The 16714-nt window shown below is 37.4% G+C and carries 16 protein-coding genes and 2 pseudogenes; 6 read left to right on the forward strand and 12 right to left on the reverse strand.

From position 1 onward, the window contains the following. Positions 1-38: 38 nt before the first annotated feature. Complete coding sequence (locus P9E47_RS01840; protein ID WP_326162458.1) at positions 39-1862, reverse strand: polysaccharide biosynthesis protein; 1824 nt, start codon at positions 1860-1862, stop codon at positions 39-41. Positions 1863-2689: 827 nt separating this feature from the next. Between P9E47_RS01840 and P9E47_RS01845 the strand changes: the two genes are divergently transcribed. Genes P9E47_RS01845 through P9E47_RS01855 form a run of 3 tightly spaced genes read left to right on the forward strand, consistent with a single transcriptional unit; the run spans position 2690 to position 4965 of the window. Further along, positions 2690-3445 carry a YveK family protein gene (locus tag P9E47_RS01845; protein ID WP_407697159.1) on the forward strand — a complete coding sequence of 252 codons (756 nt, stop codon included), beginning with the start codon at positions 2690-2692 and terminating at the stop codon, positions 3443-3445. Beyond that, complete coding sequence (locus tag P9E47_RS01850; protein ID WP_326162460.1) at positions 3435-4142, forward strand: CpsD/CapB family tyrosine-protein kinase; 708 nt, start codon at positions 3435-3437, stop codon at positions 4140-4142. The genes P9E47_RS01845 and P9E47_RS01850 overlap by 11 nt, the downstream gene beginning before the upstream one ends. A 58-nt stretch (positions 4143-4200) precedes the next feature. Continuing rightward, positions 4201-4965: a tyrosine-protein phosphatase gene (locus P9E47_RS01855; RefSeq protein ID WP_326162499.1), complete on the forward strand. Its 765-nt coding sequence runs from the start codon at positions 4201-4203 to the stop codon at positions 4963-4965. Between the two features lie 49 nt (positions 4966-5014). Here P9E47_RS01855 and P9E47_RS01860 read toward each other — a convergent pair whose 3' ends face one another. From P9E47_RS01860 to P9E47_RS01875, 4 genes and pseudogenes are all read right to left on the reverse strand, one after another. Further along, positions 5015-5638, reverse strand: coding sequence for a hypothetical protein (locus P9E47_RS01860; protein WP_003333284.1), 624 nt, complete (start codon positions 5636-5638; stop codon positions 5015-5017). 135 nt (positions 5639-5773) lie between these two features. Then, a complete protein-coding gene (locus P9E47_RS01865; protein ID WP_326162461.1) occupies positions 5774-6520 on the reverse strand; it encodes an HIRAN domain-containing protein in 747 nt (248 codons plus the stop codon). After that, positions 6513-7037 (reverse strand): VRR-NUC domain-containing protein, encoded by a 525-nt coding sequence (locus tag P9E47_RS01870; protein ID WP_326162462.1) that lies wholly within the window; start codon positions 7035-7037, stop codon positions 6513-6515. The genes P9E47_RS01865 and P9E47_RS01870 overlap by 8 nt, the downstream gene beginning before the upstream one ends. Further along, a pseudogene (locus tag P9E47_RS01875) lies at positions 7030-8028 on the reverse strand (ATP-binding protein). Before P9E47_RS01875 ends, P9E47_RS01870 begins: the two are co-directional and overlap by 8 nt. Positions 8029-8568: 540 nt before the next feature. On the opposite strand from P9E47_RS01875, the gene P9E47_RS01880 reads away from it, so the two are divergent. Together P9E47_RS01880 and P9E47_RS01885 are read left to right on the forward strand one after the other, a co-directional pair. After that, positions 8569-8904 carry a TM2 domain-containing protein gene (locus P9E47_RS01880; RefSeq protein WP_326162464.1) on the forward strand — a complete coding sequence of 112 codons (336 nt, stop codon included), beginning with the start codon at positions 8569-8571 and terminating at the stop codon, positions 8902-8904. Positions 8905-8916: 12 nt separating this feature from the next. Next, the gene (locus tag P9E47_RS01885) at positions 8917-9717 is read left to right on the forward strand and encodes a M48 family metallopeptidase (protein WP_326162465.1); all 801 of its coding nucleotides are present in this window, start codon (positions 8917-8919) and stop codon (positions 9715-9717) included. 112 nt (positions 9718-9829) lie between these two features. Here the strand turns inward: P9E47_RS01885 and P9E47_RS22895 are convergent, their stop codons facing one another. The 4 genes and pseudogenes from P9E47_RS22895 to P9E47_RS01900 all read right to left on the reverse strand — a co-directional run bounded on the left by P9E47_RS22895 (position 9830) and on the right by P9E47_RS01900 (position 13137). Beyond that, the gene (locus P9E47_RS22895; RefSeq protein ID WP_407697160.1) at positions 9830-10024 is read right to left on the reverse strand and encodes a glycerate kinase; all 195 of its coding nucleotides are present in this window, start codon (positions 10022-10024) and stop codon (positions 9830-9832) included. Between the two features lie 510 nt (positions 10025-10534). Next, positions 10535-11079 (reverse strand): annotated as a pseudogene (locus P9E47_RS01890) (GDP-mannose 4,6-dehydratase); the annotation flags it as partial. A 116-nt stretch (positions 11080-11195) separates the two neighbouring features. Further along, on the reverse strand, positions 11196-11606 hold the full coding sequence (locus P9E47_RS01895) for a hypothetical protein (protein ID WP_326162466.1): 411 nt from the start codon (positions 11604-11606) through the stop codon (positions 11196-11198). Further along, positions 11554-13137 carry a hypothetical protein gene (locus P9E47_RS01900; RefSeq protein WP_326162467.1) on the reverse strand — a complete coding sequence of 528 codons (1584 nt, stop codon included), beginning with the start codon at positions 13135-13137 and terminating at the stop codon, positions 11554-11556. The genes P9E47_RS01895 and P9E47_RS01900 overlap by 53 nt, the downstream gene beginning before the upstream one ends. 185 nt (positions 13138-13322) lie before the next feature. Here P9E47_RS01900 and P9E47_RS01905 point away from each other — a divergent pair, with 185 nt between their 5' ends. Beyond that, a complete protein-coding gene (locus tag P9E47_RS01905) occupies positions 13323-13544 on the forward strand; it encodes a YgaP family membrane protein (RefSeq protein WP_326154416.1) in 222 nt (73 codons plus the stop codon). A 370-nt stretch (positions 13545-13914) separates the two neighbouring features. Here P9E47_RS01905 and P9E47_RS01910 read toward each other — a convergent pair whose 3' ends face one another. Genes P9E47_RS01910 through P9E47_RS01920 form a run of 3 tightly spaced genes read right to left on the reverse strand, consistent with a single transcriptional unit; the run spans position 13915 to position 16701 of the window. Continuing rightward, positions 13915-15036, reverse strand: a complete 1122-nt coding sequence (locus tag P9E47_RS01910; RefSeq protein WP_326162469.1) for a DegT/DnrJ/EryC1/StrS family aminotransferase — start codon at positions 15034-15036, stop codon at positions 13915-13917. A 25-nt stretch (positions 15037-15061) separates the two neighbouring features. Beyond that, on the reverse strand, positions 15062-15622 hold the full coding sequence (locus P9E47_RS01915; protein WP_326162470.1) for an acyltransferase: 561 nt from the start codon (positions 15620-15622) through the stop codon (positions 15062-15064). Next, positions 15622-16701 carry a Gfo/Idh/MocA family protein gene (locus P9E47_RS01920; RefSeq protein WP_326162471.1) on the reverse strand — a complete coding sequence of 360 codons (1080 nt, stop codon included), beginning with the start codon at positions 16699-16701 and terminating at the stop codon, positions 15622-15624. Before P9E47_RS01920 ends, P9E47_RS01915 begins: the two co-directional genes overlap by 1 nt. Between the last annotated feature and the right edge of the window lie 13 nt (positions 16702-16714).

A 16714-nucleotide genomic window follows, 5' to 3' on the forward strand; every position in this document is an offset into this window, starting at 1 on the left:
ATTTTATACTGGAACACAGGGACGGTTCTAGTGTTCCACTAACTCCCAACCAACTCCAAAAACGCCTCTTCTTCAACCCGATTATTTGCTACCATCAATAAATAATCTTTAACTTCAACCGCATTCATCTGCTCATAATTCTCCATAAAATAATCCAAGACTCTCCGCTCAATCACTACAGCCTTGCCAATATGAATCTTCGGAAACACCTGCTTCTTATGGACCTCATTTTCATTCAATAGTTCTTCAAACATCTTCTCTCCAGGCCGTAATCCTGTATATTCTATCCCGATCTCATCAACGGAGTACCCGGACAACTTGATCAAATTCTTCGCTAAATCAACAATTTTCACCGGTTCACCCATATCAAGAACAAAGATTTCGCCACCACGCGCCAATGTTCCCGCCTGAATCACCAATCGTGATGCTTCCGGAATTGTCATAAAATAGCGAGTCATCTCAGGATCAGTAACGGTAACCGGACCGCCTGCTTGAATTTGCTTTTTAAAGAGTGGAATAACACTTCCACGGCTCCCTAGTACATTCCCAAATCGTACAGCTACAAACTTTGTCTGGCTTTGTTTTGCCATCTGCTGCACGATTAATTCTGCAAATCGCTTTGTTGCTCCCATTACATTTGTTGGATTAACCGCCTTGTCAGACGAAATCATTACAAACGTTTTGACACTAAAGGTATCCGCAGCCTCCGCTACATTTTTTGTTCCAAATATATTATTCTTAACCGCTTCGACCGGATTATATTCCATCAATGGCACATGTTTATGGGCTGCTGCATGATAAACCACATCAGGCTTGTACATTTCCATAACTGAAAAAATTCGTGCCCGATCTTGGATATCGCCAATAACAGGGATAATTTCAATCTTCCCAGAAAAGCTTTGCCTTAATTCCATATCAATCGAATAAATACTATTTTCGCCATGGCCGACCAAAATGAGTTTACTAGGATTGAAGTTAGCAATTTGTCGACAAATCTCCGAACCTATCGAACCGCCAGCACCCGTTACTAGCACTGTCTTTCCGCTAATTGTATCAACGATACTTTCTGAATCTAGCTGGACAGGCTCTCTTCCAAGCAAATCCTCCACTTGAACATCCCGAAACTGATTGACCGAAACTTTCCCACTCATTAAATCTTCAATCATCGGCAAGATTTGCGTTTTTGCCCTTGTCTTCGAGCATTCTTGGAAAATCTTATTTAATTCTTTCTTACTTAAAGAAGGAATCGCAATCACGATATTTGTTATTTCTTTTTCCTTCACAACACTTTCAATACATTCGATCCCACCCACAACGGGCACACCTAAAATCTCCAGATTGTGCTTATGATTATCGTCATCAATAAAGGCAACCGGCAACAGTTCTGCTTCATTATTATGCTGTAGCTGTCTTACAACCATCGTTCCAGCAGCTCCCGCCCCAACCACAAGCGTCCGCTTTTTATTTGCATTTTGCTTCACATATGTGTCACGATAGAGACGCCAAGAAAATCTTGCCCCACCTATCAATAACATATGAAGCATCCAAGTGATTGCAAGCGCCCGAAAATAAACATCATGGAAAATAACCCCTTGCACAATCCCTGCAAATACAATCGTCCATGTGATCGCCTTAAAAATACCGATTAATTCTCCAATACTCGCATACTGCCAAACTTTTTTATAAAGTTTAAAAATATAAGCAAATATATGATGACCAATCAATAATGAAAAAGCCGTCACAAACAAAAAAGGTGTAAATACATTCTTCGTATCAAGTATGTACTGGCTGAAAAAGATTGCAGTTAATACGATAATTGAATCAATTGTCACCAAAAATAATACCCGTTTTCGATACGACACCAACCATCCCCCCCTATTTTCACATTAGCGAAATAAAGACTCTAGATAAATTGCTTTAAACAAAAACAGCCTATCGAGAATCTTCATTTATAAGTAAGGGCATCTAACCCCGCCTCACATCACACTAGCGACGACCCGCGTCTAAGGTACTGATTCTATTGACCCACAGCATGACCGAGTGCCCCCATTGATAACGGCGAGGAGACATTACCGAAAACAGACTTATGTGCATCTCTTATTAATCATCTTCAAAACTATATTATGTATATCCGTAAAATACTCATGTTGTTTATTAGCTTGATAGACTTTGTAGGGCTCCTCAGACCAAACATTAAGAAGGCCCGTTTCTACCATTCGATTCAATTCGATGCGAATTGAGTTGGTCGAATCACCGAATTCATCTGCCAGTTCTCGCAAGTAGCTTTTTGTGTTTGGATTTCCAAAAAACTTAACCAACAACTTCACTCTAGTTTTGGAAGTAATCAAAATATCTAACAAAATACACCATACCCTTTTAAAATCTTACGAATTTTTACAATACCTGAGTAATTATTTTACTCGCATTATATTTAATGGTCAATAAGATGTATAATTTTGGTTAACAAACGGGTATTTAGACCTACTTTTTATGTATTTTACCTTGTCGATACTTGTCAAATTAAATCACTTTATAATTTAGAATAGTACACCTGTAAAAACTACTTCTAATAATTTTATTGAAAAACAACCTACCATCTATAGAAAAATCCAAGATTTATAATATAATCAGTAGAGAGTATGTTATAATTACAACTAGTTTTTTGAAAAATAAGCATGGAGGAAATAAAATGAAGGAAACGATGGAAGAGATTAGTTTAATAGAAATTTTCCAAACGTTGAAAAAACGGATTTGGTTAATTATTTCGATAACAAGTGTTGCTGCAATTGCAAGTGCTATCATAAGTTTTTTTGTATTAACGCCAATCTATCAATCTTCTACCCAGATTCTAGTCAATCAGTCTCGTAATGATCAGGCTGTGTATGACGTAAATGCTATCCGTAGCAATCTTGAGATTATTAATACGTATAATGTCATCATTAAAAGTCCAGCGATTTTGGATAAAGTTATAGAGGAATTAGCGCTTGATCACTCATATGATCAATTGAATAATCAAATCACTGTGGCAAGTCAAAACCAATCACAGGTTGTTTCCATTACTGTCCAAGACCCTGATCCTGAATTAGCAGCAAAAATTGCCAACACAACAGCAACTGTCTTTCAACGGGAAATTGTTAAAATTATGAATGTTAATAACGTAAATATTCTTGCAAAAGCCACTGTTGGTGAAAACCCATCACCAATCAAACCACAGCCGGTGTTGAATATTGCAATCGCTATTGTTGTCGGATTAATGGCCGGTGTTGGTATTGCCTTCTTACTCGAATATTTAGATAATACAATTAAGTCTGAACAAGACATTACTAAAATTCTTGATATCCCGGTTCTTGGGATTATTACAGTTATTAATTTAGACGCAGAGGAGAATAAACGACAGCAGCCAGCCTTTGCTGCAAAGATTGGAAGTGAAAAAGTTGAATCTTAGACGGAAGAAAAAGCTAAACACGACAAATAGCAAATTTCGTAGTTTAATCACTCATTTTGATAAGAAATCACCAATCTCTGAACAATATCGAACAATCCGCACAAATATAGAATTTTCAGCGGTAGATAAAAGTTATAAAACCATTGTTGTTACATCAGCCGGACCCGGTGAGGGAAAATCAACAACTACCGCCAATCTCGCTGTAGTCTTTGCACAGCAGAATAAAAAAGTTTTATTAATTGATGGTGATTTACGTAAACCTACCGTACATTATACATTTCAGCTTGATAATACGATTGGTTTAACAAATATTTTAACCGGACAATCAGCTTGTGATGCAGCAATCAAAAGCTCTGAAGTTGAGCATTTAAGCGTTTTAACATGTGGACCGATTCCGCCTAATCCTGCCGAAATGCTTGGATCCGATGCAATGAAAAAGCTTCTTGAACATGTGGCGGAGCAATTTGACATCATTATCATCGATTCACCACCAGTATTAGCTGTTACCGATGCTCAAATACTTGCAAATCTTGCAGACGGTGTCGTCCTCGTTACAAAAAGCGGCCAAACAGAATATGATATGGCAATCAAAGCAACAGAGTTATTAAAGAATTCAAGGGCAAAACTATTAGGCGCAGTCTTAAATCATAAAGATCAAAAACAAAGCAATTATTACTACTATTATGGAAACAAGTAGTGGGACGAGGGACAGGTTCCTTGTCCCACTTATTTTTTTAATACTGGAGGAATAGATGATGATAGACTTACACTGTCATATCCTACCGAATATTGATGATGGACCAAAAACAATCGAAGCTAGTCTTGAAATGGCAAGACATGCAGCTGAAACAGGCATCAAAACAATCATTGCAACACCCCATCATAAAAACGGAAGCTATGAAAATCCTAAACAAACCATCATTCGAAACGTACAAACCTATAATGATAGATTAAAAGCGGAAGGAATCGATATCGTCGTCCAGCCAGGACAGGAAAACCGTATTTTTGGAGAGATTTCCGAGGATTATGACGCAGGCATGCTTCAAACCATTGCGGACACATCCTATATTTTAATTGAGTTACCCTCAAGTCATGTCCCAAGATACACGGGACGCCTGCTCTTTGACTTGCAAGTGAAAGGATTAAAACCAATTATCGTTCATCCAGAACGAAATTCGGAAATTATTAGTCATCCAGATACCCTTTATCATCTTGTTGAAAAAGGGATCTTAACACAAGTAACAGCCTCATCCGCTACGGGACATTTCGGAAAAAAAATTCAAAAGTTTACGTTCGAATTAATCGAAGCACAAATGGCCCATTTTATAGCTTCAGACGCCCATAATGTTACTTCACGTTCATTTAAACTTAGAGAAGCATATGAGGTTGTAGAAAAAGAATATGGGATAGAAGCCCGCTTCTATTTTCAAGAAAATGCCGAGCTTGTAGTGCGTAATCAAACGGTTTATGCCGGACAACCGGAACGAATTAAAAAGAAGAAGTTTTTGGGGATATTCTAGGATGGAACATGGGGGCGGTTCGCTTGTTCCATCACCGCACCCATGTTCCTTACATTTTCTCCATTGCGCTTGAAAGCAAGGCATTTCGTCTTGCTTTTTTTTCAGCTTCATAGGCGCTGCGGAATTCTGCTGCTTCATTTGGGTCGAAGCCATGAGCTTTCAAATCTTCTTGCAAGGCACCATAGAGTTTATTAAACGCTTGGTCTGTCTTCGCTTCCAATGCTTCACCAGCTGTTTTATATTTACTTAAAAAATAGCTATAAGAAATCTTTTCGCCACTTGCCTTTTTTTCCTTATACTCACCTATAGCCCGACCTACTAAAGCATTAATTTTCCCATTGGCTTGAGACTCTAAACTTTCAAAGGATGGTCGATATTTACCTTTTATCGTTTCCGCTGTCACCCCTGGTTTTGCAGTACTGTTAGTTGAAGTGGGGTTGCTATCGTCATTTGGCGCTTGTTCGGAAACACCGCCGTTCTCTGTTTGCGGATCAGTCGCTTCTATTGGGGAGTCCTGTGGTGGCAGGACAATGTCATAATCCTCATCAGCAACAATTTCTTGAAGCTTAGCATCCTGACTTATATCATATGTTTTTACTTTCAGAAAATAATAGGCCGTTCCCCCACCAGCTAAAACTAGTAATAGCAGGATTGATAAAATAATTTTTTTCATAAAGTGTACCCCGAATTCATTTTTGAATATATTTTAACATAAGTTGACTTCTTTTTTAACCAATATTTTTCCCAAAACAAGACATCTGACATCTCGAAAAAGAGGCAAAAAAATTACATCTTTACTTCTTCGCTTTCATTGCATAACAGGGATTAATTCATCAGATGTGGTACCTTGTAGGGAAGGGATCTCACATTGAAAGTCCACTTTTAACCACCAATGAGGGGTTGACTTTTCATTAAGATAGACCACTCTAACAGAAGGGGCAGCCCCATTTTCCAATAATGAAAAGACAGCCTTACTATAAAAATTAGGTACGTATCCAAGATGTTTCCCACTTTGAGTGTAAATGCCTACAGCGTTAGGATCATAGTTATTAGTAGGCTCAGGTATTAATTTTAGCGAATCACTTTTAGCTAACCATAAATACCATTGATCCGGTAAATTCCGATGACGCATTCCGTGAACAAAGAAACTAGAATGTAGTTTTCCATCCTTTTCAAGTCGAAGAGGTTGTTCAAAAGAATACGTATCGCTCGCTAGTCGACCACGAGTTTGTTGAAGCAAATCCATCTTCGTAGACCTTTCATCTAAACCTAAATCAGATAGAATTGCTTTAAAATCCGAACGGTCATTTGAAGGTAATCGGCGATCAAAAGCAGGAAAAAGAGTATTTGATCGATAAACCTTACTAGGATTAGGAAAAGCCGGATGATGTATATAACCGTTTTTTATTGCATCACCTAACTTTCGCCCGCCTTGTTCTGAATGCGTGTAAGTAAATTCGTACTGATTATTATAATAAGAAAGAGTCCCAATATGATAATACAGACGATTATTTTTATTTTGCCACACAACTAGCAGTGTATGAACATTACTCATAATTTTCTTCCTCCTTTCCAAACCACTCTAATATTTTCTGTCTACGAATTGGTATTATATGCTGCAACCATACCCTTTGTGCCTCACTTAACAAATCCAAGGATTGAATGAATTTTATATATTTTGAGGGTCTTTTAAATTCAATAATTAGATAGTTATTTAAAATATCATTGGCAAGCAAAAGATCCGGTCTTTTATTCGCTCTACTACCTTTGAACTTCTGCTGACAGTAATTTGAGATCACATTTTTCAAGGTTTCATTTGATGCCTTCATTGAATACTTAATTCCGAATATCCACAAATTATTTTCCAACGCAATATGCATTTCTTTTTCTAAGGTCTTTGGATTAGATATAAGTTGATTTAAGTGTCCCAAAAACTCAATTCTTTTTTGAGCTTGTTTAGCTACATTAGACAGTTCCATAATACCGAAGATATTGAGTGCTGTGGCCAATGAATCAACATCCTTTGCACTTGCCTCTTCAATTTTTTTCATGATATCCCAGTATTCATTCATGTAGAATTTCATTTTCCAATTCGATTGTTTCATCTTTGAATTTACTTTTAAGTTCTTCTATTAAAAATCTCTTCATAAAACTTGTTAATTCTGCATATCCTTTGCTGTTTTTATAAATATAATCCCAGCCTGAATTAACCGCTTCTATTAATCCATCTGCTTCAATCTCTCCATATATACGATTTAAAAATTTCTTTGGAACTAAAGATTCATGCTCTAATCCAAAAAACGTTGGTTCTCCAATAACTCTGCCTCCAACCCGAATAATTAGTCCCGGATTTTTAAGACTCTTTTTCTGATCAGAAATGACTAAGGATACAGTTATATTCCCAGTCTCATTCAACCTTTTTGTGAAAGCCTTTTTTGTTCCCTGAATATCTTCAAAGGTAACCTTTTCCTCATTAATATAAATGCAGAAGTCCGGCTGACGCCCAAATTCAAAAATGAGCAATTCGCGCAATTTTTCAATAGATGGCAGATTAAGGGTTTGATTTAAACCTGAAAGAATAATTTTGGTTCCACTAGGATTATCAGATGCCCTCGAAATAACCTCAATATTAAGTTCTTCAAGATCATTATCATAGTTATACAGATCGTCTTTATTAATCACTAGTGTGGATGTGATCTTATTGTGAGTAGTCTGTACTTCCATTTGACTAGCTGCAACTAGACCAGCAAATTTACCTATTCCCTTATGTCCTCGTACTTTTCTTTTCTTAAATGGGGTTAGTTCACCCTTTCGGGGTCTTCGGTTGTAAGCAATGTTTAAATAGTCATTTATTACTTGATTGGCACTCATTCCTACACCATCATCTTAAATGATTATCGATTCTGTAGAGAAAAGTTCCATTGGAATTGTAATATGTACATGCTCAGCATCAGCATCCCAAGCATTATCTACCAATTCCTTCAATGCTTGTTCCGAGGACCTGTATTGATTACTAAGCAAATAAACAACTCTAGGCTGAACTTTAAATTTGGCAATATTCACAAGCTACACCTCTTTCCCCGTAGAAAACTAAAATCTCCTCATTATTCATAAATATTCGACAAGGAATAGGGTGTACCTTCCAAAAAAACTATTTTTATGCATAATCCTATAATTGCTTTTCTTTTATCAAACTGACACATTTCATTTTCCATCATAAATTTTAAAGTGGTCAGCAAATAACATTAAACGAAATTACTATGTACTAGAAAAGTAAATGCAACGAACAGCCAGGTGCATCCTAAGATTTTAGTAATCATGGGACAAGGAGTACTACTCCCTCTTGTTCCTTTTAACAAATAATTATTGATTTTATCAACCCTGCAAATTTCGATAATTTTCGTGTGGTCACAGGCACCCAGAACTAATTTAGGGGCGGTTCATTTGCTTCTTTCCTAGAGAAATCTATACAAAAACGTTAACAAATACTATAAAACTACATTTTTTACTCAATTTTTACACATAATCACATTTTATGTGGAATTTTCCATTTGATTGATATAAAATTTAATAGTATTTACCATTAAATTAGGAGGAATTTTTATGCAAAATATGCTATCCAAGCAAGAACTCACAAGTCAAGAACTGCAAATGCTTTCATCGGAAATGGAAAAACGCCAAAAACAGGTGGTTGTTACTTGGCTATTATGGTTTTTCCTAGGTTCATTAGGAGGACATCGTTATTACTTAGGTAGAACCGGTACAGCAATAGCGCAGACATTAACATTGGGCGGTCTAGGTATTTGGGCATTGATCGATTTATTTTTGATAAGTGGTATGATTAGACAAGAAAATGAAAAGATAGAGATGAATATCATCCAAGATATTCAACTGATGAAAAAAGCAAAAATGAATGAAGCAGCTGCGACTTTGGATTAAGTAGGAGTTATGATGGAAAAGTTAATTCATGCTAATGAAAAAACATATTATACTATTTGTCTAGTAATTAGTATTATTATGTATTTATCGCTTATTATCTCTGTAATTGGGATAGTATATATTCTTATTGGTATTTTAATTACTGTTATCCTTCATGGCCTTGCCCTTGCACAAATTCGATCAAATGGTGTCAAAATATCTGAATATCAATTCCCCAATATTAATAAAAAGGTTCAAGAGATATCAGCAAAAATGGGAATTAGGGATATTCCTGATGTTTTTATTATTCAATCAGATGGTTTACTAAATGCTTTTGCAACACGTTTCTTTGGTCGGAATTTTATTGTTCTTTACTCTGAAATTGTTGAAATAACGAAGGACAAACATGATGATGAGTTAAACTTTATCATTGCACATGAACTTGCACATATTCAACGAAATCATATTACTAAGAATTCATTAATTCTACCTGCTATGTGGATCCCCTTTCTTGGGAATGCATATAGTCGTGCTTGTGAATATACATGTGATCGATTTGCAACTGCTTATATTGGAAATGCAAAAGCTTCTGTTAATGCATTATTAATATTAGCAGTTGGAAAAACACTATTTATGGACGTAAATGTCGAAGATTTTAAAATAAACCATAAAAGAGAGACTGGTTTTTTTATTTGGTTAAATGATATCTTATCGACACATCCACCACTACCTTTAAGAATCAAGGAAGTGGAATACTTTAACGAATTTCCTGAGTATTTTGGATTTCAGACAGTTTACAAAAATAAAAAGTCAATTACCATTACTGAAAGTTAGTCTTAAAGTAATGTATTATTATTCATAATTTAATGCAATTATAAATTAGATGAATTTATTTCCCAAAAATGGCACTTCCCCTAACGAAGTGTCAATTTTGGTTATGAAATTACTAACTTATTAATTTGATAAACCTAGTTATGTCTCGTGAGGAATTAAAAAGTAGTTGTTCCGCATTTTCCATTGAATCTTGTAAACTAATAGGTTCATTTATTATCGATCGACAACTCACAAAATAATCATAAAGCTGTTCATAACCTTTACCAAGTGAGCCAGATAGTAATAAGATTGATTTTTGACCGCTCATTCAAATCTATAATGTTTATTTTTTCACATTTATTTTTCTATTAGAAAATGAGAAGCCCTGTAGGTATGTTATTCATCTCCACAGAGCCTATCCTCATCAAGTCATAAGTCAAAAACTTTCATTTTTTTATTCTACAAATCTCAACATTTTTCGGGTGGTGACAGGCACCAAAAACTTATAATCGTCAAATTCCGGACAGGCAATACCGTCAACTTTCTGTCATTTTGGATTATCAAAAACAGGTGACCATAGCTATTTATAAAAATAGCTGTGAGGAGAAAACGGATAAAGTGCTTGCCATTTCAATTGAAGCCTTTAGACTGGTGATTCGCAAATTAAAAACGACCAAAACTTTAAAAAACCCGATTGAAAAAATATCGGTAAACCATGAAATCCACAAATATCCCTAGGATTAAGAAAGGCACTAGCCCCCTGTGTATATGTATTTCTACTGAAGGAGCTTTGCCTAAACATATAGAAGGTTCTTTTGCACAATTCTAGAACCAGCCACTACTCCCCTTGTCCATTCTCAAAGCACCAAGCATCCCGGCACATGGCGATAATATCACGTTTTGCAGTCCATCCTAGTTCTTGCTTTGCTTTTGATGCATCTGCATAAAACTCAGTGATATCCCCAGGTCGACGGTCCACGATTTCATAAGGTATTTTAATTTCATTCGCTTCTTCAAAGGCTTTGACCAGCTCTAGCACACTGGTTCCCTTTCCCGTTCCTAAATTATAGTTATGAACGCCTTCCGTTAAATGGTCTAATGCAGCGACATGTCCCTTAGCAAGATCCACCACATGGATATAGTCACGTACTCCTGTACCATCAACCGTAGGATAGTCATTTCCGAAGACTCTCAATTTCTCTAATTTCCCCTTAGCCACTTGAGTAACATATGGCATAAGGTTATTTTAGGTGATTCTCCAATTAAGCCACTTTCATGAGCTCCAACAGGGTTAAAATACCGTAGGATGGAAACAGAAAAATAGGGATTTGCTTTTGCTACATCAGTTAGAATCCGCTCACTCATCGCTTTTGTTTCACCATGAAAACACAGGGACGGTTCGTGTGTTCCATGTTAAAACAAATCAGGCTGCAGGAAACAAACGTCCCTGCAGCCTGATTTTATACATGTTTTGGAACGCGTGAACCGTCCCCATGTTCCTACTCTTTAACGTTTTTTACATTGACATCAAATGTTAGAAGAATCTTTCCTTTACTACTTGTGACTTCTACTGTTATTGTTGTGGTTGTATCTGTGGCTACTTCGTTTGCTTTAATTTCTAATACTCCTCCACTCCCGATAGTTGCTGTTGCAACTTCTGTTTTAGTTGAAGTAACTGATCCTGGTACAAATGTGTAGAGATTGTACTTTTCATAGCTTACTGATTCGGGCACTGTATATCTTGCGGTTTCCCTTTCATTTAATTCACGCAGAGGTAATAATATAGCATATATTATATTTTTTACTTGGAGTGTAAAAGCAACCTGAATTGTTTCTTTACCATCTGATACGTCTACCTCAATTGTTGTTTCTCCATCTTCGACCACATCTGCTACTGGGGTGACAATCAATGTGATTAGCAACCTTAATTGTTCCGTCCTCCAGTATGGTTAATGTACCTGCAATCGTCGCAGATGATCGAATATTTAAAACGGCTTGCAGCGCAGCCATTATTACATCTTTTATTTTTGTGTTATCGATAATAACCTCCGCTTTTCCTGAAATATAGAGAGTATTTGTAGCAGTTTCCAAGAAAACCGAACCCGTCTCGGCCGTTACAGCAATTTTTCTCAATTCTGTATTTCTGACTGTTTCCACAAAAGCAGGCTTTGATACTGCCACATACGTGTTAGAAAAAGCATCCCCATTAAATGATATGACATCATTTCCCGAAGTTGGTCGAATCTCTACTTCATTAATATCTGCATTGGAAGTGCCGGCATCGAGAATTGTAGCTGTTTCTAGAATGACCCTATTAACATCCGTTCCAGACCCAAAAACAATGCGGATTGTTCGATCATTTTCAACTGTTATAGTTTTAAATACTGTTGTATCAATCAATCGAATACTATTCGTCCCTCCAGATTTTATCGTAATGTAGTCAACTTCAACATTATTTAATGTCACATCACCGTTATTACCCGGATCAAGAATTAATTCATCAACGGATACATTTCGAATATGGGCATCTTCCCGAATGGTAAGCTTGCCATAATGACCACCGTTAATGTAACGGACGTCATCGTCATCGTCATCGTCATCATCATCATCGTCATAATAATCGTAAGGATCATACTCCGGATTATCCCATCCATTAATGTGTTCAATATTTTCCCTTTGAGACCGGCTTGCTACGACATCTTTAAGGTCGACACTACGTGGCAATTCGATGTTATATACTTTGGTGTTTGTGCCAAGTATGAGGTCAACGTCTTTTTTATCGACAATAATTTTAGAGATTGTTTTTTCAGAAATAATCGTTGCATCTTTTGTAAAAATAAAATAGTTTGCAGTCGTACTTCCTCTTGCTTCTATACGGACATCTTCACTATTGACTTTCACAGCTTGAAGTTTGGAGTCTTCGAATACAATTTTGCCACCATCGTCACTATTGATCATGGTGTCGCTTCTAACATTTAAATCCTCTGCATAGAAGTCATTTTTCAACTTGTTCGTTATTATAAAATCACCTTGAACTGTCATATTTTCTACGGTTACGTAATCCGCACTTATGACTAAATCACCATCAATGGTGCCATTTTTTCCATCAAGCACTACTTTTGATGATGAACGGCCACTTTTGTTTAACTCTAATTTTTCTATCTTCTTAATCAAACCATTGGACTGTTCAACTTCAATTTTTGCCCCATTCAATACGGCGTCATTATGTGTACCAAGGATATTTTTTACACCACTTGCCAATGAATAGGTTAATCCTGAAATTTTCACACTATTGCTCGTTATTTTTTCAAGAACACCGCTATTTACCCAAGGAACCTGATTCACAGGTGATTCCTCCACTTCTTTACTGACCTTTCCTGCCTTGTGGACGAAAGCGGCCATTTCCCCGCGTGTGACGGCATCATTCGGCGCAAAACTCACAGCGGACTTCCCGGAAGTCATTATAAAGTGGTTACAGAAACGGGGGAGGTGAACCATTTCTGGGACGGAGTTCCCGACCCTGTGTCTAAACTATAAAACTAAAAGGAAGAAAATATTGGCTTTGCATTGAATAATAACATATAATGAATACCATATAGGGTAATTAATGCTATAGGGGGAAAAAAATGAATATTTGTCCATCAAAAGGTTCAATCATCCATCTTCTTGCTGGAATTTTTGTTTTAGGCAGTGTTTTATTAAGTATTTTTGTCAACAGCAATTGGCTCTTTTTCACAGGTTTTGTTGGCTTCATGTTGATTATTGCTTCTCTTACAGGATTTTGCCCATTGGCACTCATATTAAAAGCAATTGGAGTAAAAGAAGAAAAATGCTGCGTAAGAAACTAGCTTGGAATAAAAAGTAAAGTAAAAAACTGTCCCCATGCGTCTTTAAGGCCGGAGTTCCCGACCCCTTGTCCCATCAAGGGAAAGTTAAAAATTATTCAAGAGCTCAACTTGAGATGTGGGAAGAAATGGAGGAACTATTGGAGGTATTGGAGAAAAATGAATAATTCAAAAGAAATATTTCAAGGGAATCCAACAAATTATAGAAAATATATAGAACGAACATTACGAAAATATGAAAAATAGAACAGCGGGACGGTTCGCATGTTCCATGTCAAAACAAATCAGGCTGCAGGAAACAAACGTCCCTGCAGCCTGATTTTACGCATATTTTGGAACGTGCGAACCGTCCCCTCGTTCCACATATGTTTCACTAAGCTTTTATTACATTACAAATCTTATCGATTTCCTCCACACTCAGATAAGGATGCATTGGTAAGGAAAGGACGATATCGCAGAGTTCATTCGTGACTGCAAAGTCGTCATCAGTAAACTGCAAATCGGAGAAAGCTCCTTGCTTATGCATTGGTTTCACATAATAAATCATGCTCGGAATACCATGTTCTTTCAATTTCGCTTGCAATTCATCGCGCTCTTCCTTATTCTTAAGCTTAATCGTATATTGGGCAAAACTTGAATAATAACCGTCAGGAATTATAGGGGTTTCAACGACGCCAGTCAGCCTCTCATTGTATAATTGATAAGCCCGATTCACATCATCCAGTTCATGATCAATAAATGCCTTCAGCTTTACTTTTAAAATGGCTGCTTGGATTGTATCAAGTCGAGAATTCACACCAACCCGCACATTGTCATATTTATCTTCGCCTTTGCCGTGAATCTTTAAGGATTTCAGTAATTTTGCTAAATCACCATCATTCGTAAAAATTGCCCCGCCATCACCATAACAGCCGAGCGGTTTGGCCGGAAAGAACGAAGTCGTTGCAGCATTGCCAAAACTGCAGGCTCGTTTCCCCTTTATATTACCGCCAAATCCCTGGGCGCCATCTTCTAACACTAGTAAATTATATTTTTCAGCAATTCCTGCTATTTCCCCATGATTGGCAGGAAGGCCGAATAAGTCAACTGGAATAACAACCTTTGGTGTTAACCTACCCTCTTCCAATGTTTTGACAATCGCCTGTTCTAATTTTACTGGATCAATATTAAATGTGTCTCGGTCGACATCCACGAAAACGGGAGTTGCCCCTCTAAAGGAGACAATTTCTCCCGTTGAAAAGAACGTAAAGTCTGGAACAAAAACAGCATCTCCCGCTTTAATGTCCCAAGCCATCATCACTAACGTCATCGCTTCCGTGCCATTGGCACAAGTAATACAGTGCTTTACACCAACATAGTCAGCTAATTCTTGTTCCAGTTCCGCCACTTCTTTACCGCCAATGAAATGGGCATTGGTGATAACTTCATGAATTGCAGCATCAATTTCCTCTTTATATTTTTCGTATTGTGTCTTTAAATCTCTAAATTCCATCATTTATCAATCTCCATCAAAATAGGATTTATTTCTCTTGCAGTTCCCCATCGTTAAGTGTATATTCCCGGTCACATTCTTGACATTTCCATTCGTTTTTTAACACTGTGCCGCATTCACAGACCCAACCAATTTGTTTCGCAGGGACCCCTGCCATTAAAGCATAGTCAGGAACATCTTTTGTGACAACCGCACCGGAAGCAATCATCGCCCAGCGGCCAATCGTATGGCCACAGACAATCGTTGCGTTTGCCCCTATCGATGCTCCGTATTTCACCAATGTCCGCTTATATCCTTCCGTGCCTTTAGGATATTTACTTCTTGGCGTTAAATCATTCGTAAATACCATTGAAGGACCACAAAAAACATAATCCTCCAATTCAACGCCTTCATAAACCGATACATTATTTTGAATCTTAACACCGTTGCCGATTTTCACATTGTTGGCAATATTGACATTTTGGCCAAGTGAACATTTTTCTCCAAGACTAGCGCCTTTTTGGACATGGCAAAAATGCCACACTTTCGTGCCATCACCTATCGTAACCCCTTCATCTATATAACTACTTTCATGGACAAAATAGCTCATCAATTAAACCTGCCTTTGAAATCCAATGTACTACATTTCGCCAGTGGAAGCTTGACGCTTTTCCCTTCGGCTGCTGATTTATAGATTGCCAATACAAGTTCTAAAGCTCTTCTACCATCTTCTGCTGTTACATATGGCTCGCGATCAGTCAGAATTGCATCGATCACGTCAGCATAGAGCGGATTATGCCCAAACCCATATACATTTGGTGGATTTTCATGATAGGTTTCTTTCACTTCATCCGGGTCATCTAACTTATCAGCAAATTGCCACTCTTCAATAATATTGACCGACTTTCCGCCTGCCTTAACAGTGCCTTTGTCACCAAATATATACAATGTTTCTTCAAGATTCGTAGGAAATATATTCGTCGTCCCTTCGACAATGCCATAGCTGCCATTAGCAAACTTAATAAGCGCAAGCCCTAAGTCCTCTGCGTCGATGAAGTTATGTTTCAGGTTATCGGTCATACCGACTACTTCCATGATCTCATCGCCCATCATCCAACGCAACAGGTCAATATTATGGATGCACTGATTCATCAGTGCCCCCCCGTCTTGTTCCCATGTTCCACGCCACGGAGCTTGCTTATAATAATCTTCACCCCTGTTCCAACGGATATGGGCCGCACCATGGAGCAGTCTGCCAAAGCGTTCTTGTTCTACAGCTTCCCTAATTTTTTGAATCGATTTATTAAAACGGTTTTGGTGGCAGGCGCTTACCTTTACCCCTTTTTCTTTCGCTTTTTGAATAATTTCATCCGCTTCCTCGAGTGAAAGAGCGATTGGTTTTTCAATGATCAGATTCGCTCCAGCTTCAATACAATCTAAAGCAATTTGACCATGCTTGCCGCTTTCCGTACAAATGGCTACTAACGCCGGCTTTTCCTTTTCCAGCATCTCCTGGTAGTCTGTATAGCGATGAGTTGCTTCCGGTAAGTTGAATTTTGAGATTTTATCCTTGATATTTTCAGGTACTATATCACATAATGCCACAATCTCAAGTTCATTTTTGATTGCTGCCGCGATATGATTCGGTGAAATTCTTCCGCATCCAATTAAGGCATATTTCAAAGTCATGATACTCCCCCTC

The organism is Schinkia azotoformans (assembly GCF_035811335.1).
GTDB classification, from domain to species: domain Bacteria; phylum Bacillota; class Bacilli; order Bacillales; family Bacillaceae_J; genus Schinkia; species Schinkia azotoformans.